This is a genomic window from Roseibium sp. AWQ4_290 (assembly GCF_056160985.1).
The window spans coordinates 102,789-121,786 of record NZ_JBSWYG010000008.1 but is presented as its reverse complement, the minus strand read 5'-3'; the positions used below and the strand labels follow the sequence as shown (position 1 = coordinate 121,786).

Annotated in this window: 16 protein-coding genes; 5 read left to right on the top strand and 11 right to left on the bottom strand. The window is 59.1% G+C overall.

The features are described from left to right. Positions 1–25: 25 nt before the first annotated feature. The 4 genes from ACXAH0_RS10050 to ACXAH0_RS10035 all read right to left on the bottom strand — a co-directional run bounded on the left by ACXAH0_RS10050 (position 26) and on the right by ACXAH0_RS10035 (position 5,634). Positions 26–706, bottom strand: a complete 681-nt coding sequence (locus ACXAH0_RS10050; protein WP_475190802.1) for a hypothetical protein — start codon at positions 704–706, stop codon at positions 26–28. Positions 707–1,119: 413 nt separating this feature from the next. Then, on the bottom strand, positions 1,120–2,712 hold the full coding sequence (locus ACXAH0_RS10045; RefSeq protein WP_475190798.1) for a caspase family protein: 1,593 nt from the start codon (positions 2,710–2,712) through the stop codon (positions 1,120–1,122). A 66-nt stretch (positions 2,713–2,778) separates the two neighbouring features. After that, positions 2,779–3,003 (bottom strand): hypothetical protein, encoded by a 225-nt coding sequence (locus tag ACXAH0_RS10040; protein ID WP_475190794.1) that lies wholly within the window; start codon positions 3,001–3,003, stop codon positions 2,779–2,781. Between the two features lie 21 nt (positions 3,004–3,024). Continuing rightward, positions 3,025–5,634, bottom strand: a complete 2,610-nt coding sequence (locus tag ACXAH0_RS10035) for a caspase family protein (protein WP_475173338.1) — start codon at positions 5,632–5,634, stop codon at positions 3,025–3,027. A gap of 377 nt (positions 5,635–6,011) precedes the next feature. Here ACXAH0_RS10035 and ACXAH0_RS10030 point away from each other — a divergent pair, with 377 nt between their 5' ends. Next, positions 6,012–6,863, top strand: coding sequence for a GNAT family N-acetyltransferase (locus tag ACXAH0_RS10030; protein WP_475190792.1), 852 nt, complete (start codon positions 6,012–6,014; stop codon positions 6,861–6,863). A 16-nt stretch (positions 6,864–6,879) separates the two neighbouring features. Here the strand turns inward: ACXAH0_RS10030 and lhpI are convergent, their stop codons facing one another. The 7 genes from lhpI to ACXAH0_RS09995 form a co-directional block, all read right to left on the bottom strand. Further along, complete coding sequence (lhpI, locus tag ACXAH0_RS10025) at positions 6,880–7,824, bottom strand: bifunctional Delta(1)-pyrroline-2-carboxylate/Delta(1)-piperideine-2-carboxylate reductase (protein ID WP_475190789.1); 945 nt, start codon at positions 7,822–7,824, stop codon at positions 6,880–6,882. Between the two features lie 197 nt (positions 7,825–8,021). Beyond that, the gene (locus ACXAH0_RS10020) at positions 8,022–9,122 is read right to left on the bottom strand and encodes a calcium:cation antiporter (protein ID WP_475190787.1); all 1,101 of its coding nucleotides are present in this window, start codon (positions 9,120–9,122) and stop codon (positions 8,022–8,024) included. A gap of 194 nt (positions 9,123–9,316) precedes the next feature. Next, entirely contained in the window at positions 9,317–10,096 is a 780-nt protein-coding gene (locus ACXAH0_RS10015; RefSeq protein ID WP_475173346.1) for an ABC transporter ATP-binding protein, read from the bottom strand. Further along, positions 10,093–10,848, bottom strand: a complete 756-nt coding sequence (locus ACXAH0_RS10010) for an ABC transporter ATP-binding protein (protein ID WP_475173348.1) — start codon at positions 10,846–10,848, stop codon at positions 10,093–10,095. Before ACXAH0_RS10010 ends, ACXAH0_RS10015 begins: the two co-directional genes overlap by 4 nt. A gap of 11 nt (positions 10,849–10,859) precedes the next feature. Beyond that, positions 10,860–12,065: a branched-chain amino acid ABC transporter permease gene (locus tag ACXAH0_RS10005; RefSeq protein ID WP_475190784.1), complete on the bottom strand. Its 1,206-nt coding sequence runs from the start codon at positions 12,063–12,065 to the stop codon at positions 10,860–10,862. A gap of 3 nt (positions 12,066–12,068) precedes the next feature. Next, the gene (locus ACXAH0_RS10000) at positions 12,069–13,100 is read right to left on the bottom strand and encodes a branched-chain amino acid ABC transporter permease (protein WP_475173352.1); all 1,032 of its coding nucleotides are present in this window, start codon (positions 13,098–13,100) and stop codon (positions 12,069–12,071) included. 106 nt (positions 13,101–13,206) lie between these two features. Continuing rightward, complete coding sequence (locus ACXAH0_RS09995; protein ID WP_475173355.1) at positions 13,207–14,604, bottom strand: substrate-binding protein; 1,398 nt, start codon at positions 14,602–14,604, stop codon at positions 13,207–13,209. A 485-nt stretch (positions 14,605–15,089) separates the two neighbouring features. Between ACXAH0_RS09995 and ACXAH0_RS09990 the strand changes: the two genes are divergently transcribed. The 4 genes from ACXAH0_RS09990 to ACXAH0_RS09975 all read left to right on the top strand — a co-directional run bounded on the left by ACXAH0_RS09990 (position 15,090) and on the right by ACXAH0_RS09975 (position 18,905). After that, positions 15,090–15,698: a pyridoxamine 5'-phosphate oxidase family protein gene (locus ACXAH0_RS09990; RefSeq protein ID WP_475173356.1), complete on the top strand. Its 609-nt coding sequence runs from the start codon at positions 15,090–15,092 to the stop codon at positions 15,696–15,698. Next, entirely contained in the window at positions 15,655–15,954 is a 300-nt protein-coding gene (locus tag ACXAH0_RS09985; RefSeq protein ID WP_475173358.1) for an AAA family ATPase, read from the top strand. The genes ACXAH0_RS09990 and ACXAH0_RS09985 overlap by 44 nt, the downstream gene beginning before the upstream one ends. Before the next feature lie 443 nt (positions 15,955–16,397). Next, complete coding sequence (locus ACXAH0_RS09980; protein ID WP_475190980.1) at positions 16,398–18,440, top strand: M3 family metallopeptidase; 2,043 nt, start codon at positions 16,398–16,400, stop codon at positions 18,438–18,440. A 54-nt stretch (positions 18,441–18,494) separates the two neighbouring features. Continuing rightward, the gene (locus ACXAH0_RS09975) at positions 18,495–18,905 is read left to right on the top strand and encodes a DUF423 domain-containing protein (protein WP_475173360.1); all 411 of its coding nucleotides are present in this window, start codon (positions 18,495–18,497) and stop codon (positions 18,903–18,905) included. Positions 18,906–18,998 lie beyond the last annotated feature (93 nt).

Below are 18,998 nucleotides of genomic sequence, written 5' to 3'. Positions count from 1 at the left end.
GTCTCCTGTAACCGGCCCGCAGCGGTCATTTCACAAGGACGACCGCAGTCTTGCGTCCGACCTGAGCCGGATCAATGATGATCTTGCGCATTTCAACGCCGAAATCGGGGGCTTTTCCCTGAAGAAACAGCTCAACTTCAATCGCTTCGTCATCGCTGTCGCGCGCAGGCATGTCAGTCACGATATGGTCGAGCACATCAAAGCGCTTGGGTTCACCGCCTGCAAAGGAGACAAAGACCGACCCGTACTCCTCTTTAGCCTTGTCATCGAACCGCAACATAAGCGATGCGGCTTTCTTGTTCTCCAGCGTCAGACCGCGCAAGGTGACCGTCAGCCCCTTGTCGGCGGTTTGCGTGCTCGAACCGCTATCGGCCTGGAGGCAATTGCCAGCACGAAGCACCTTTTCCTTGCCCCCCACCAGCTCAAAGCCTTCGGAGGAGACATTCAGCGTTCCAGAAGTGATGCGAACTTCCTGACAGGCCGAATAATCCAGGAGATCGACATGCCCGGCGCCGCCCAGGTCAACCACGTCCCCCGGCATCAATTCGGAAAAGGCCGCTACATCCACATCTTCGGATTTGTCGAGCACAAGAGCCACCGGATCGGCATAAGCAGATCCCGCAGAGGCAGCGCCCAATAGAAAGGCGGCGAGAAGTCCGGTTTTCCTGAAACTCTGCGGCGCAAAACGTCGAAACAATTCGGTCATGGCGGTCTCCTGCATCACGTGTCTTTGCGCACTTCGCACTCTTCTTTTGAGTCGGGCGCCAAATTTTTGTCTTTCATAGCAGAAAATGGCGATTTGAATGTGGCCATGGTCACATCTGTTAGCTTTTCAGGTCCTTGCAAGACCAACCTCACCCAATGAATGTCGGTTCGACCGTGACATGAGTGCGTTCAGCGCGAAGCATATCATGGGGCAATCTGGGAGATTGTCCAGGACATGCAACGCGGCGGAACGCTCTTATGCCGGGGCCTCTGGTGGCTTTCTCAGGCCCGCCGGACTGTATCACGCCGCTTGCCCGGCCGGGTATCGCGCCAGACATGCGACAGTGTGCGAAGTCCCTCCGCGTGCGGTCAAACAGGTCGCGATCCATCACGCTTTGTATACCCCGTCCGCCGTCATCCGGCAGGCACCGTATAGACGCCGGTGATGCCAACCCCGTCTCCAGCCCGGCCGAGAAGCTCAAGAAGCCTGGGCGCAAGAGCGCCATCAAGCGGGCGGCCATCCATGGCCGACAGGATCCCAACCAGTTGCGGCATGGGCTCCTGCGCGCGCACCAGAACAATATGATCCGCACCGAAGGGCAGCGCAGCGCGCAGATTGAGAACATAAGGGGTATCGGCAGCCATCCGGGTGTCTGTCCCAAGCGGATCTGCCTTCCGGTCCGGCGCCAGCAGGCGCAGCGTCCCGTCCGCTTCCAGCGCGAACGCCGCCATATACCCGCTCCGGTCAGACGTCAGGCCGACTTTCAAGGCGGAGCCTTCTGGTATGTGGCCAACCGAGGGTTTGAGAGTCCCTTCAATAGGCTGGCGGTTGCGCGAGAGCGCATAGAGATCGCTCAAGAAGAGCCATTTGGTCACAACGTCTTCAAACCGGTCGGCGTTTAGAGCCTTTTGCCGCAATACGACATCACCAAATTTGGTGAGCACATCGCCTTCTTCGACATCCCAGTAGAGATCCGCGCTGCCATCCTCCACGGCCTTGAGTTGCCCCGGACGCTTTTGCGTGAGCGCGTCCAGAACAGGCCCCGCAGTCTTTGTGCTGGCCGAGATTGTCAAAGCCGCGCCACTGCGCTCCAGAATATTGTCCTGGACCCTGGGCAGAACGGCGGCCCGGGAGGCGCCGCCGACGGTCAGGCTCGGGGTCTGGCGCCCTTCCGTGGCCACGCGGACCGTCTCCTTCAAGAACCGGGTCAGCTCAAGCATTGAAATCCCGCCATCCCGGTTGAGATCCGCCCGCCCCTCGACGCCGCGTGCAAATGACCAGCTCAGGGCGCCGCGTGGCTCTCCGGCGATCATCAATTCCGGAATGACCTGGCCGTCGACCGTTGCCCCGACATAGATCACATTGGCAAGGTCCTGAAGATCTTCCGCCGCAGCGTCTTTGCCCTTGAGCAGAGGATGCGGCGGCTGGCTGCGCAAAAGATCATTTTCAAAAGGCGGCAAACCAACAAGACGGGTCCCAAGGCGCCGGATACGCGGGTCGATCGACCGGGTCATGGTGCCAGAATGGCAACTGTCGGCCAGCACCAGCACGCTGCGGCCGCCCGCCGCCCGAAGCATGGCGGCCAGATCATCGTCGCGCAACCGTTCCCCATTGCCAGGGGCGGTTGTCGCAAATCCGGCAAGCAGAAAGACTTCGTCCAGCCCGTCTGCTTCAGAGCCTTTCACCCATTCTTGTTCCTGCGCACCGTGCCCGGCATAGGACAGGACCAGAATGTCTTCTTCCGACGAGCGTTCGATCAAGTCCTGCCACGCGCTCAGAATGCGCTCCCGCGAGGCCTCGGCATCAAACAGTGTCTGAAGGTCCGAGACGCCTGCCGCACGCAAAGTCCTGGCAATGTCCCGGGCGTCATTGACCGCCCCTTTGAGGGGCGACACATGCTGATACGCATCAATCCCGATGACAAGCGCCCGCCACTCGGCGGCGGCGGCCGGTCCGCCGGAAAACAGCAACATCGCCAGAAACGGGATCAGGATCAAACCCGGCACACAAGTGCACCGGGCCAGTACGTTTCGGAACAAAGCAAACATCGGATCACCCGCAGTGTTTCAGGCTCAGCCCCAACTGCCACCGCCGCCCCCGCCAGGACCGCCGCCACCATTGTCATTGTCGCGGAGAGCAGGATCGTTGATCGGATCGATAACTTTCGCCTTGGCGGGCGCAGCCGGTGCCGCTGCGGCGGGCGCCGGCTGGGGGGCCGGTTTGGGCTGCATTGCACAGCCAGCCATCACAAGCGCCAGAAGGCTTATTCCTGCCGTCGCAGAAGGGTATGTCCGCATAAGTCTTTTCTCCATGGAAGGTTAAAACAAATCATAGCGTGGGCGGCTTTGCTCCCACTGAAACTTGACGAGAGAGATCAACGCTTCATCGCCTTGAACCGGTGGCAGGCCCGCCTTGTCAAAAAACTGGGCCAGCGCCTCGCGCGTCTTGCGGCCGGGCTGTCCGTCCACAGGACCAGGCTCGTAGCCCAGATCGGTCAAGGTCTGCTGCAGAACCTTGGCCTTCAGGGCTTTGTTGGCTGCTTTCAGATCATTGCGCCCCTTTTCGGCCGCCGGAGACGAAGGATCGACTGCCGCCGCCATGGACAGCATTTTCACCCGGTCCCGGCCCGCAGCTTCCCCGGATTGCTGAGACAGCATCCAGGCCGTGTTGTAAGCGCCCCAGGCGTCGCCGCGCTCTGCACTGGCGCGGAACCACCTGGTGGCCTCGCCGGGGTTCTTGTCCACACCCTGGCCATTGAAATACATCAGGCCCAAGGCGGTTCCGGCAGCCGGATGGCCACCCTCATGGGCCTTGGTGAACCAGCCGAGAGCAGCCTTATAGTCCTGTGCGGTGCCCTTCCCGTCCCGGTAAAGAACACCCATGTTGAGATAGCCGTAAATGTCCTCACGCGCGGCTGAACGGTTGAAATAATAGACCGCCCTGTCGACATTCTCTTGAACATGCTCGCCGCGCAGATAAAAGTCGCCGATGGCGTTGAAGGAAAAGGTGTGTCCCGCCTCCACTGATTGCAGCAGCTTCTTCAGCCCTGCCTCCTTGTCCTGCCTTGTGCCAATGCCTCTGATTTCGGCCATTCCGAGGGAATGCAGCGCATAGGCATCGCCGCGTTCGGCCGCCTTGCGGTAAAGTTCAACCGCCTTGTCCCTGTCCCGGTCGATGCCAGCACCCAGGTAATACATGCGCCCCAGAACCTGACCGGCCCGGACATGGCCCATCTGGTAGGCCTGCGCGAAATAGCCGCCAGCTGCCTTCAGGTCACCGGCCGCAAAGGCACCGCGGCCCCGCTGGAACACAAACCGGCCGATTTCCGGATAACTGGCCATTGCGTCTGCGCAGGCTTTGTCCGTCGCGGCCGGGTCAATTTCATTGGCCAGATGGCCCTCGGTGACCGCCTGAAGATCGAAGGGCTGGGTTGCCAGCCGGTCGCATTGAGTCACGCGCGGCTGCACGATCTGAGTGATGGTCCGGGCCGGTTCACCGGCTTTGACGGGCAGATCCAGCGAAAACCGGCGCGCCTCGCTCTCAGACCCGATTTGCGGGCGCACGGTCAGCGACGCCAGGCTGGATACGGGAAACCGGTCCCCCGGGCGCAGCAACCGGCCATCTGACGACAATTGAAGATCGCTGTCGACGGACACGACTTCCAGCCAGTCATCTGTAGCAGGCAAGCCGGACACCGGCGCTTGCGGATAAACCGGAACCGGACCAACCCCGATATCCGCTTCCGCAGCTTGCCCCTTGGCGGTTTGCGCGACCCAGGCCAGCAGCTCTTCCAGACGTTTGTTGCGCTCTTCTAAGGGCAAAGCGGCCGGTTCGTCCGGTCCGGACTGGGCCACGGTGATCGACGCAATCGCAGAAGCAGACCCGCCCCACTCATCGGCCACGTCATATCCGATCAGCTCTACGTCCCCGGCCGAGGCTCCTGCCGGGACGAATTCGAGGCTGGCCAGTTCAACAGCGCTCAGGACATCCCCTTCCTCGACCGCCCGCCCATCGGGCAACCGCAAGGCGCCTTTTTCCGGGGCCAGGGTCAAGGTGGCCGTGATCGAACCGCCTTCCGGCTGCACCGGCTCTGGAATAGCCAGGGCCATCGGCGCATCGCCCATAGGCACGCTCACCCTGTGATGGGCCGTGACGATTGGTTCAGGCTTGGGAGGCACGAAATAGAAGCTGGTGACCAGGGTGGAATCTTCATACGGGATCTGCTGTCCGCCGGTCTTGCGCACGACCTCGTCGCGCACCTTGGTCATCAGGTCCTTGATTTCAAGCGACGGATCCAGGGCATTGCCCACCACGGAGGATGTGAACGGGCTCAACGGGCCTGTACCGTCATAAGCCACCTGCCCCGGGCGGGTCGCGTAAGAGATGAAGCTGCCCAGCTTGTTGGGAATCCGGCGCAGGCCGCGTGTCTTGCCAAGGGCATATTCCTCTTCGCCCCAGAACAGGCTGCCGATTTCAAACGGATTGTCCCGGCAGGCATCCAGCATCACGATCTGAAGGCTGGAAGCCGCCTTCATGTAATCCAGAAGATGGGAGACCTTGAGGCTTTCAAACTCCAGGTCATATTGCGAGGCCAGTTTGGCATCCACGGGCAGAATGAAATTGGCATCGCCAACCTGAAGGGCGTGGCCAGAATAATAAAACAGTGCCACATCGCCATCGTTCAGTTCCCGCAAGAACCTCCGGACGACCTGTTCCAGCTCCTTTTTGGCCAAATTGGTGCCAACGGTGACGTCAAAATCCGCATCCCGCAGCATCTTGGACACTTCGCGTGTGTCATTAAGCGGGTTTTCCAGCGGATCGACATATTGATAGTCCTGATTGCCGATCACCAGCGCCACCCGGCGGCCCACCTCCTCCGGCGCGGCAGCAAAAGCAGGCGCACTCAAAAGGGCCAGGCACACGGGCATGGCGGCGCAACCGCTTCGAAGCGCCCGCCGCAGTCTGGAAACCGGTTGACGGGCCTTCAAAGAGGGAAAGTTTGGTCGTGAAAGCCTGTTTTTTCCTGTTGGCATGTCATCCTCAGCGCGTTTCGGCACCTAAAATACTGCGGCGGAACTCAAATCCAGTGTGTGATGTTATTCACAAAGAGGGCGTTTTTCCGGCTCCCTCCGTCTGTCAATCCATAAAGTAACGTATCGTAAAGTGTGCATACTTGCGCCTGGTTCGCAAGCGCTCAGACGCATTGCCGGCTCCCTCCACAGGGGAAACAGTGCCGCGGTTTGAATTCGCGGCCAATCTATCTACCATAGGGTGTTCCCGCCTCTAGATGAAGCTGAGCCGCCCAATGTCTTCCGCCCTCTCCTTCCGGACCTTGCAAGAAAATGACCTTTCCATTCTGCTTGAGATGGCTCGGCTCGAAGGCTGGAATCCGGGTGTGGAAGATGGCCCGGCTTTCTTTGCCGCCGATCCGACAGGATTTCTGGCCGGAGAGCTCGACGGAGAGCTTGTGACAGTCATTTCCGCCGTGCGCTATGGTGAGACCTTCGGCTTTATCGGTTTTTACATCTGCAAACCCGAGTTCCGCTCCAAGGGCTTCGGCCACCAGATCTGGCAGCACGCTCTGGCGTATCTCGGACAGCGCACACTGGGTCTGGACGCGGTGAAGGAACAGGTCTCAAGCTATGCCGAACATGGCTTCAAGCCGGTCTACCGCAACATCCGCCAGACCGGCCTGGCCTTGTGCGACACACCGATGGACCCAAGGATTACGCCCCTAGGCCAGGGTCTGTTCCCGTCCTTGCGGGACTATGACCGGCGGTTTTTCCCGGTGCCCCGCGAAACGTTTCTGAGCGTGTGGGCAGCCCCCATGCTGGAGACCCGGCGCGGCTTTGCCTTCGTCGAAAATGGCGACATGAAGGGATATGGCGTGCTGCGCCAATGCGATGACGGCTACAAGATCGGTCCGCTGTTTGCCGACACGCCGGAAATTGCCGACACCCTGTTCCGGGCTCTGGCGGGTCAGGTCAAAGGGCAATTCATCGTGCTGGACACACCGGAACCGAATGCGGCGGCCCTGCTTCTGGCCGAGACCTATGAGCTTTCGCCGGAGTTCGAGACCTTCCGCATGTATCGCGGTCCGGCTCCGGACCTTCCGCTCGATCAGATCTACGGCATTACCACGTTCGAACTGGGCTGACGCAGCTCATCAAATCTCAATGCTCCACATTCTTGTAGGCGAGCATGGCGCCGGCAAGATCTTCCAACGCCGCCCCAACGGACTTGAACAGGGTCACAGCGTCTTCCGACTGGCGCCCCGGATGGCTGCCCCGGCACAGGTCATATAAGTCTGCGCGGATATCGTCCGGCGAAATCAGGCCCGACTGCAGCGGCTGCACAATGTCTCCCCCTTCCGACAGGCAGCCGTCCCGCGTGTCGACAAAGATCTCGGCGCGTTCAATCAACGCATCGTCGCTCTCCCGCATGGCCGGTTTGAAGGCTCCAACCAGATCCACATGAGTGCCCGGTTTCAGCACATCGCCCTTGATCAGCGGTTCGGAGGAAAGGGTTGCCGCACTGACAATATCCGCATCGCCCAGAGCCTGACGCAAACTTCCCGCCGGGCGGACCTCAACAGGAAGCTGCGCGGTCAACTCCCCGGCAAGTTCTGCGGCCTTTTCTGCCGAACGGCCCCAGATGGTCACGGTGTCGATGGACCGGATCGCCATATGGGCGGCAACCAGATTGGGCGCAAGGCGGCCTGTACCAAGGACCAGAAGGTGACGGGCATCTGAACGGGCCAGATAGCGCGCGGCCAGAGCGGAGGCTGCTGCCGTGCGCCGGGCGGTCAATTCGCCGCCATCGACCATGGCCAGCATCTCACCGGTTCTGGCATCGGAGAGCAGATACTGCCCGTGGACGGCGGGGAGATTGCGCTCCGAGTTTCCCGGCACCACATTGACGACCTTCACCCCCGCATAGCCGCCAGGCACCCAGGCGGGCATCAGCAGGACGGTCCCGGGAGGTTCTCCGGGAATGTCAAAATCATGATGGTGGCGGGTCGGCATCACACAGCCGGAGCGGAACATCTCCGCCAGTGCGTCAATCAGATCCGGAAACGGCAGGGCTTGGCGGGTTTGGTCTTCGGACAAGAGAAGCATGTCAACTCATTCAGATTTTTGTACTGGACACATGGCCCTATCACTGTGGAATGCCGAGCGGATCATTCAGGCGGGATTCAGTCACACGGTGCTCGCGCCTCTTTGGCACAAGTGCGTTCCTCAAGGCGCGACAAAACCACAGAAGCGCCAGTGAACCAACCCGCGCGCCTGAAAATATTTACTCGCAGCGGTAGTTTTTACGACAGATCGAAGATCATCATTACATAAGCGGCAAACAGTGCCAGATGTACGGCCCCTTGGAGATAATTGGTAACCCTGGTGCTGAAGGTCAGCAGGCTGACAAACAGCGTCAGGGCGAGCAGGATCATTTCCGAATAGTCCAGGGCCAGTTCAATTCGGTGCCCTGTGACCCAACTGACGATCAGGACGGCTGGGACCGTCAATCCGATGGTGGAAACGGCGGCTCCCAGACAGATATTGACGGCCCGTTGAAGCTTGTTTTCCAGTGCTGCATGAAAGCCGCTCATGCCTTCGGGCATCAGCACCAGCGCCGCAACAATGAAGCCGCTGAGGGCAATGGGGGCGCCGATGCCATCAATGCCGAACTCCACATAAAGCGCGAGTTTCTTTGACAGAAGAATGATCGGCACCAGGGCACATAGCAGCCCGGCCACATGAAACGGAATAGACCGCACCGGTCCGCCGTGATGGGCATCCTCGTCGTCTCCCGCATCGGGCTGACGGAAGAAGTCGCTGTGGGTCAGAGTCTGCATGGCCAGGAACACACCATAGAGCATCAGCGACATGACAATCTCAAACCCCGCCTGCAAGTGGGACAGCTCCCCGCCCGGGGCCGAATTGGTGACCCTTGGCAGCACTAGAGCGAAAATGGCGAGCGGCACCAGGATGGACAGAAAAGCGTTGGCGCCCTGCAGATTATAGGTCTGGTTCTTGTGTTTCAGTCCCCCGGCCAGAAGGCACAGGCCAATAAGGCCGTTAAGAACAATCATGATCACTGAAAACATCGTGTCCCGGGCCATGGTAGGCGCCGCATCCCCCGAAATCATGATCGCAACAATAAGCGCCACTTCGATGCCCACAACGGCGATGGTCAGAACCAGCGTTCCAAAAGGTTCGCCCAGGATCGACGCCAAACATTCCGCATGGCGCACAACTGAAAACGCGCACCACATGACGGTGAGAAAGATCACGGCCAGCAGGCCAAGCGACGGGGCCACCCCGATTACCGCTGGTTTCAACAGATCCCCGGCGGCCAGAAACGCTGCGAAGACTGCAAAACCGAAGAGGCTCGGAAATTCACTTCTCAAAATGGACACAGGAGGTCACCGCCGGGCTTGGAACAACTGTAAACGCGCCGAAGAGTAATCGACGGTCCGTCAAAGCGCCACGGTTAGCGACCGCAAGTTTACCAAGGTCCTGCGGCCATCAACATCTATCTTTGCTCAAACGCACCATCAAAGGCTGTCTTTGAGACAGATGGGCGGCCGCCCCTTCCCCCGGATCTCGAACCTCAGATCGCCAGATATTCCTGGCGCAACTCCGCATTGTCGAGGACATCCTGAGCGGAGCCGTCAAAGACGACCTCTCCCATATCCAGGATGACCGCGCGGTCCGCCAGATGCAAAGCCGCAATCGCGTTCTGTTCAACGATAATGGTCGTGATTCCCAGATCCTTGACCCCTTCCAGAATGCGCTCGATTTCCTGAACGATCACCGGGGCCAGCCCTTCATAGGGCTCATCCAGCAGCAGCAGCTTGATATCCCGCGCCAGAATGCGGGCCACCGCCAGCATCTGCTGTTCACCGCCGGACATGGTCACGGCCTCTTGGGCCCGGCGTTCCGCAAGGCGGGGGAAATGGTCGTAAATGCGCTCGATGGACCAGCCTTTGGGTTCGGCGATCTGGGACAGTTCCAGGTTTTCTTGAACGGTCAACCCCGGAATGATCCGCCGGTCTTCCGGCACCAGCCCTACCCCGACCCGGGCGGCCTGATGGCTTCGCATTTCATGCAGTGCCTTGTGATCAAGCCAGATCTCCCCGCGGGTGAGATGGGGATCGTCCATTCGGGCAATGGTTCTCAAAGTCGAGGTCTTGCCCGCACCGTTGCGGCCCAAAAGCGCCAGAATCTCCCCTTCCCGAACATCAAAGCTGATGCCCTGAACGATATAGCTTTCCCCGTAATAGGAATGCAGGTCCCAGGCGGAGAAGAAGGCCGGTGCCGTGCCTCTGGCCTTTTGCGGTTTCACGCCTGGCGCGGTTTTGCCGGAGAACTGATCTTCCAGAATAGTCATAGATGCGCTCCTCCGAGATAGGCTTCCTGAACGCGTGGATCGCCCTTGATCTCTTCGGGCTTGCCTTCGGCGATGATGGCGCCCTGCGCCAGAACGGTCACCTTTTCGGCCAGGGAAAAGACGACGTGCATGTCATGTTCAATGACCACTTTGGTGATCCCACGGTCGCCAATGCGCTTCAGAAGATCGATCGTATTGTTGGTATCGGCCCGGGACATACCGGCCGTCGGCTCGTCAAGCAAAAGCAGCTTGGGGTCCTGGGAGAGGCACATGGCCAGTTCCAGGCGCCGCTTGTCGCCCCGAGACAGGGAGCCCGCAATACTGTCGCGCTTTTCCGCCAGCCCCACATCCTCCAGCATGTGCAGGGCCTTGTCCCGGATCTCCGCATCCTTGTCGACACGGGCAAAGGCCTGCAGGGTGAATTCCCCGTCCCGCTTTGCCAGGGCCGGGATCATGATGTTTTCCAGCAAGGTCAGATCGCCGAAAATCTCCGGGGTCTGAAACACTCGGGACACGCCGATCTGATTGATCTCATAGGGTTTCATCCCAGTCAGCGAGGTCTCGCCGAACATCACGGTGCCCGTATCGGGAACAAGACGCCCGATCAGGCAGTTGAGAAAGGTCGATTTTCCAGCGCCGTTCGGGCCGATAATGGCGTGAACCGTGCCTTCCTCAACCTTGAAATTGACCTCGTTGAGCGCCCGCAGGCCACCGAAGGACTTGTTCACGCCCTCAACTCTCAGGATATCCATTCTGTCTTCCCTTATTCAGCCGGGGCGGTTTTGGTGCGGGCCGACGCATCCTTGCCAGCCGCAGGCTTGCGCTTGAAGAGACGCCCGATCCGATCAACCCCTTCCATGATGCCCCCCGGCAGGAAGATAACGATCAGCATGAACATGATGCCGAGCGTCAGGTGCCACCCTTTGCCGATAAAGGGATGAATGACAAAAACCAGGAAATCGGCGACGCCCTCCGGCAGACCGGAGAACCAGCCATAAAGGATGTTGTCGTTGATCTTAGAGAAGATGTTCTCGCAGTATTTGATGAAGCCTGCGCCCAGCACCGGCCCGATCAGGGTTCCTGCGCCGCCCAGAATGGTCATCAGAACCACCTCGCCCGATGCCGTCCACTGCATGCGTTCAGCCCCCGCAAGCGGGTCCATGGCCACCATCAGACCGCCTGCGAGACCGGCATACATGCCGGAAATCACAAAGGCGGCCAGCGTATAGGGCTTGCTGTTGAGCCCGGTAAAATTCATGCGCTCCTGGTTGGACTTGACCGCGCGCAGCATCATGCCGAACGGCGAGCGGAAGATGCGGATAGCCACATAAAAGGCAATCATCATCACGACGGCACACAGGTAATAGCCGGCATTGAAGGTGAACAGCCAGCCGCCCAGGCTGAGTTCATAACTCTCCCGCATGGTGAGCCCGAACAGGTTGGCGGCCGGGATCGCGCCGTCCACCTGGCTTACTCCAAGAATGCGCGGATCATCCAGCGCGAGCTGCAAACCTGTTTCCCCATTTGTGATCGGGGTCAGGACAGAATAGGCCAGCGAGAACGACATCTGGGCAAACGCCAGGGTCAGAATAGAGAAATAGATGCCGGAGCGGCGCAGTGAGATGTAGCCAACCAGCAGTGAGAACAATCCTGCAAAGACAACCGACATCATGATCGCCGGGATCACATTCATGGTCAAAAGCTTCATCATCCACACTCCTGCATAGGAGCCGACACCCAGGAAGGCCGCATGGCCGAAGCTGAGATACCCGGTCAGTCCAAAGAGGATGTTGAAGCCGATGGCAAAGATGCCGAAGATCAGAAACCTCTGCATCAGATCGGGATAGCCTGCATTGAACTGGGCCAGTTCGGAGTTTTCCGGAAACGGGTTCAGGAGAAACGGCGCGAAGACCACGAGTATCAGCACCAGGACAAACAGGGACGTGTCTTTTTTGCTAAGTCCAAGCATGAATTAATTCTCCATAACACCCTTGCGGCCCATCAGACCCCGCGGGCGGGTCAGGAGGATCACGATCGCGACGAGATAGATGATGATCTGATTGATGCCGGGCAGAAGGGCAACGACCTGGGCCATGGAGGCAAAGCTTTCCAGGATGCCAAGCAGGAAGCCTGCAAGAACAGCGCCCGGAAGCGACCCCATGCCACCGACAACCACCACAACGAAACTGAGCACGAGGAAATCCATGCCCATGTGATAGTTGGGAGAATTGATCGGCGCATACATCACTCCGGCCAGACCGGCGACCACAGCAGCCAGCGCGAACATGATCGTGAAGCGCTTGTCGATATTGATGCCAAGAAGCCCGACCGTCTGCCGGTCAGCCATACCGGCCCGAACCACCATGCCGAAGGTGGTGAATTGCAGGAAAGCGAACACCGCGCCGACAATTGCGGCTGCGAAGAGGAAATAGACGATCCGCCAATAGGGATAGATGATCACATTCGGGTCCATGCCGATCATCGCGCCGAAATCGAAACTTCCGGAAAAGACTTCCGGCGCCGGTGTCGGGATCGGGTTCGCGCCGAAGAAGTATTTGATGATCTCCTGCAGCACGATGGCCAGTCCGAAGGTCACGAGGATCTGGTCCGCATGGGGGCGCTTGTAGAAATACTTGATCAGCCCCCGTTCCATGAACAGTCCGACCAGAGCCATGATGGGTATGGAAAACAGGATGGCGAGCGGCACCGACCAGTCGATGATCGCTGCACCGGCCTCCGGCCCGAACCAGGCTTCCACATAGGGCGTTTCCACCTTCAGCGGATTGCCGAGAAAGTCGGTCCTGCTTTCATCGATCGTGACAAAAGACAAGGACAGAAAGCGGCTTAAGGTCACCGCACAAAAGGCGCCGATCATGAACAGCGCGCCATGGGCAAAATTCACCACCCCCAGCGTTCCGAAGATGAGTGTCAGCCCCAGAGCAATCAGCGCATAGGCGGAGCCCTTGTCCAAACCGTTCAGAATTTGCAGAAGTATCGCGTCCATCGCTCTCAGCTCGGAAGATCATCCGGGGCTCTTGACCGGTCCCCGCATCAATTCATGGAAAAGGGACAGGACGGTAGGACCGCCCTGCCCCTTGCTTGCATGCGTATCAGGCGCCGGGGTTGCAGGTGCCCAGAGCGCCGCCGGCGAATTGCGGATTGTCCGGCTCGTACCAGACCTGCGAGGCCGGCGTGACTTCGACGATCTCCAGAAGGTCGAACTGGGAGCTCGGGTTTTCCTTCCCCTTCACCACAAGGACATCCTTGAAGCACTGATGATCGGCTGCCCGGTAGAGGGTCGGACCATTGCCAAGACCGTCGAACAGGTACCCCTTGTTGGACGGTGAGCTGACACCCGGCAGGGCGCTATCACCTTCCAGGGCCTCGACAACCGAACACGGGTTGAAGGATCCGGCCCGCTCCACGGCATCAGCGTAAAGCAGCGTCTGCACATAGCAGGTATGGGCTGCCTGGCTGGGCGGGAAGCCGTATTCCTGGCCGAAGGATTTCACGAATGCCTTGGAGCCTTCATCCTGCAGCGACCAATGCCAGTTGGTGGACCCGAAAATGCCCTTGACGTTCGCACCGGCACCCTTGGCCATCAGGCGGGAATAAAGCGGAACGATGATCTCGAAATTCTTGCCGTTCACGACCTTGTCGCGCAGGCCGAACTGGACCGCATTGGTGAGCGAGTTCACCATGTTGCCGCCATAGTGGTTCAACACCAGAACATCCGCATCGGATTGCAGGACCGGAGTGATATAGGCCGAGAAATCCGTTGCCGCGAGTGGGGTCTTGACGGTTTCCACCGTCTCCCAGCCCAGAGCCTCGGTGGATTCACGTACGGCCTGTTCGGTCGTATAGCCCCAGTTGTAGTCTGCGGTCAGATGATAGGCCTTGCGGTCACTGCCATAGGCGTTTTTGAGCACCGGGGCGAGCGCCGCGCCGGACATATAGGAGTTGAAGAAGTGGCGGAAGCCATTGGCCTTCTTGTCCTTGCCCGTGGTGTCGTTGGAATGGGTCAGGCCCGCCATGAAGATCACGCCCGCTTCCTGACAAAGTGCCTGCACGGCCACGGCCACACCGGAGGACGAGCCGCCGGTGATCATGATCGCACCATCTTTTTCGATCATGGATTTCGCCGAGGCGCGGGCCGCATCCGACTTGGTCTGCGTGTCCCCGGTCACAAACTCGACCTTCTTGCCCAGAATGCCAGCCCCTTTGAGGGCCTTGGACGAGAAGGTGTTCAGCATGCCACCGTCGCCTTCCCCGTTCAGATGCTTGACGGCGAGCTGATAGGCCCGCAACTCATCGGCCCCTTCGTCCGCATAGGGGCCGGTTTGCGGTACGTTAAACCCGAGGGTAACGGTGCCGCCGGTCGGCTCGTTCAAATATCCCTGCGACCAGGCCCGGCCGGTAAAAATAGTCGGCGTAGCCAAGGCGGCCCCGCCCATCGCACCGGCACGCAAAAGAGACCGGCGATTGAGGGGTTTACGAATTAAGCTCATACTTTCCTCCCAGAAAGGACAACGCGCCCCCGTCGGACGCATCGGCGATAGCTGTACAGCCGCTAGCAATTCTGGACTGTTCCCCGGCCGGTCTCCCAGCTCCTCACCCCCAAAACCGCAAGCTACCGAAACTGTAAAAACACTTACTTTGGATCAGCAATACGACTATCGGACCGCTAATATTTTCCCCTCATTAGACTTTTGAAGTAAATACGCGCTATTTTCGCAGCTAATCTGATTATTATATTGCGATGCAACATGATTTTTCCCCATATACGATCAAATAGTTACTCTACGGCCATCTGGCAGCGCAAAACGAGATTGACGCTCAGCCGGTTTCACGCAATATCTGAGCCTGCCTATACGAAAGTCGCAGCCGATCTCCCTCAGTGGCTGCACTTTTGCCACCTCTTGTACCAATCACCGGCGAAAAAACTGCTCGGGCCTGCGCGAGCGCGCGCGCTTTGCATGAAGGAAACGGACCCTTGACGATTCTGACATCCATAGACCAGCTGCATGACATATACGGCGCCTCCGGCGAAAGCTCCTCTACGAAGGAAATCGGCAAGCTAAGCCCTGCCTATCGCAGCATTGTGGAGGCGTCTTCCTTCTGCGCCCTGTCGACCTGTGGCCCTGAAGGCCTGGACTGTTCACCGCGTGGGGATGACGGTGAAGTTGTCCGGGTCGAAAATGACGAAACGCTTCTGCTGCCGGACCGCCGTGGCAACAACCGGATCGACTCCTTGCGCAACATTGTGCGCGATCCACGGGTCTCGCTCATGTTCATGATCCCGGGCTGGGACAATGTACTCCGGGTGAACGGCAAAGCGGTCGTCTCGGTCGACCCTGAGATGCTTGCCTCTTTCGAAAAGGAAGGGCATTTGCCGCGCAGCGTGATCGTGATCACCATTGACGCCGTCTACTTCCAGTGCGCCCGCGCCATCATGAGGGCAGGCCTTTGGCAGGATGCCAAGAAGATCTCCAAAGGCGATCTGCCGACGCCGGGCCAGATTCTTCAGGAGATCAAGGCCAGCTTCGACGGCGCAACCTATGATCGGGAATGGCCGGGCCGGGCTGCCAAAAGCATGTGGTAACCGCTTCACGCCGGACAGAGACAGGAACAACGACACTCAGCGCTTTGAGCCCGCCACCACCACGCCTTTGATTGTCCTGTCTGGATGTTCGGGCTGGGGCAAGACCACACTCCTTTCGGAACTTCAATCGCGCGGGCACATGCTGGTTCCGGATGCCGGCGGGCGCGTTGTTCCCCAGGCTCAAGCCGAAGGAACAAGCGCAGCGCCCTGGTCGTCCCCATGGCCCTTGCCCGCGCCTGTGTCTGTCTTCATCTGAGTGATCTTGACGGCCTCGCCGGTCAGGAAGGCCCGGTCTCTATCGACAGGAGCCTCGTTGAGGTCATCACATATCTTTCGGTGCGTGAACTGCCCTTGCCTGAGGACCTTACAGCGCTTTTGCAAGAGCCAAGATTCGCCCCGCTTGTGTTCATGGTGCTGCCCTGGAGGGACATTTTCTCCACGTGTGCCGAGCGGAAAACGTGTGCGGAGCGGAAAACACTCTTCAGCACAGCGGTTCTGGAATACACACATTTGCACCGGAGCTATGTGAGCCGCGAATTCACCCTCTATGACCTGCCCAAGGGCTCTGTTACAAAGCGGGCAGACTTGTTGAAAGCTGCTGGCAATCCTGACCAGCCCTCCACCTGCGGCTGGACCTCAGGAAAACAAACGCCATATCAGCCCAAGACCAACCCGATATATGATCTTCGAGACCCTTTCATGACCAGCAATCCTCTTCTCGCCGACTGGACCACACCGTTTGAGCTGCCCCCGTTTGACCTGATCAAGCCGGACCATTTTGAAGAGGCCTTTGAGACGGCCATGGCCGAGGCACGTGCAGACAGCGATGCCATTGCCGGGCAGACCGACGCACCCACATTTGAAAACACCATTCTGGCGCTTGAGACCTCGGGCAAGTCGCTGACCAAGGTCGCGCGCACCTTCTTCAACCTCACCGGGGCCGATACGAACGAGGTTCTTCAGAAGATCGAACGGGACATAGCGCCCAAACTTGCCAAACATTCCTCCGACATGCTGCTGAACGCGCATCTTGCGGCCCGGGTCACCACCTTGTGGGAAAACCGTGGCAGTTTGGGTCTGGCGGCAGAAGAAGAAAAGGTTCTGGAACGGTACTTCAAGATGTTTCAGCGCGCCGGTGCGGGCCTTGATGAAGGCGGCAAGTCCCGGATTGCAGAGATTTCCCAGCGGCTGGCGAGCCTGGGCACACATTTTTCCCAAAATGTCCTGAAGGACGAGTCCGACTATCAGCTGGTTCTGGAAACGGAAGAGGATCTGGCCGGTCTGCCGGAATTTCTGGTGACGGCTGCGGCCGAAGCCGCCCGCAGCCGCGGGCTGGAGGGCAGATATGTCATCACCCTGTCGCGCTCCAGCATTGAGCCGTTCCTTCAGTTTTCCACCAACCGGCCCTTGCGCGAAGAAGCCTTCAAAGCCTGGAGTGCGCGGGGAGACGGCGACGGGAACACCAACAACAAAGCCATCATCACCGAGACCTTGAAACTTCGTGCGGAACGCGCCCAGTTGCTCGGTTTCGACACCTTTGCCGACTTCAAGCTTGATGACACGATGGCAAAGACCCCGGAAAATGTCCGCTCCCTCTTGACGCGGGTCTGGGAACCGGCCGTTGCCCAGGCACGGGACGAACAGCAAAAGCTTGCAGATCTTGCCGCCCACTCCGGTGAAAACCACAAGATCGAAGCTTGGGACTGGCGGTTTTATGCCGAAAAGCTGCGCAAGGCAGAGCATGACCTCGATGAGGCTGAGCTCAAACCCTATTTCCAGCTCGACAAGATGATCGCGGCTGCCTTCGATACGGCCACCCGTCTTTTTGGGGTCACTTTCCGGTCATGCCAGGGCCTGACGCTCTATCATCCGGATGTGAAGGCCTATGAGGTGCTGGACCGCAAGGGCGAGCACATTGGCCTTTTTCTCGGGGACTATTTTGCCCGCCCCTCAAAACGGTCCGGTGCCTGGATGAGCGCCTTCCGTCTGCAGCACCGGCTGGACGGGGCCGTGTCTCCGGTCATCGTCAATGTGATGAATTTCGCAAAAGGTGCACCGGGGGAAGCCACCCTGCTCACCTTCGATGATGCGCGCACCCTCTTTCATGAATTCGGCCACGGCCTGCATGGCCTGCTTTCGGATGTGACCTATCCTATGATTTCCGGCACAAGTGTCGCTCGCGACTTTGTCGAGCTGCCCTCACAGCTCTATGAGCACTGGCTGTCGGAACCTGAGGTCCTCTCACGCTTCGCGGTTCACTACAAGACCGGCGAGCCCATGCCCGAAGCCCTCCTTGACCGGCTCCTTGCGGCAGCCAACTTCAATCAGGGCTTTGCCACGGTCGAATACACCTCATCGGCCCTGGTCGATCTGAACCTGCATCTGCTCAAGGATCCCGGTGATCTCGATATTGAAGCCTTTGAAAGGGATACGCTCGAGCGGATCGGCATGCCAAGCGCCATCACCATGCGCCACCGCATTCCCCATTTCCAGCATGTGTTTTCCGGGGACGGCTATTCGGCGGGCTATTACAGCTACATGTGGTCAGAAGTCATGGATGCGGATGCCTTCGGAGCCTTTGAAGAGGCGGGCGACATCTTCGATCCGCAGACGGCGGACCGGCTTTTGCGGCATATTTATGCGGCCGGAGGCCGCCCTGATCCGGAAGAAACCTACAAAGCCTTCCGGGGACGTGCCCCAAAAATAGATGCCCTCTTGCAAAAACGCGGATTTGCAGCCTGAATATGGGCCGCTGGTGAAGGAGCCAGCGCCTCACACATATTTGGGACCTTGCGAATGATAAAACCGATGATGCCTCCGCCCGAACCAACCACGGCGTTTTTACGCTTGTCCATCATGCTGAGCGGCCTAGCGGGCGCGGCGGGTGTCGCGGGTCTGGCGTTGGCGTCACACGCGTTTGCAGGAAATGGCGGCCAATTGATCACGGCCGCCCAGATGCTGATGCTGCATGCCCCGATCCTGCTGGCGATCGGTCTTCTGGCCCAGCTGCGCAGAGTGATGCTGCTGCCGCTGACCTGTATTTTGTTGACGGCTGGCCTGGGGCTGTTCTCAGGCGATCTGTACCTGAAGACCTTTCTTGGGGACGGTCTCTTTCCCATGGCAGCCCCCACGGGTGGCATGCTGCTGATTGCCGGCTGGTTCTTTCTGGTGCTGGGCGCTTTCGGCGTGACACCACGACACGAATAAGTTCAGTCGTTCAGCCATATCGCGTTCAAACGGGCTTACCTGCATGAACGCGATGTTGCAAAAAAGCTCCTCTCGTGAACGCCTTGCGGCCTC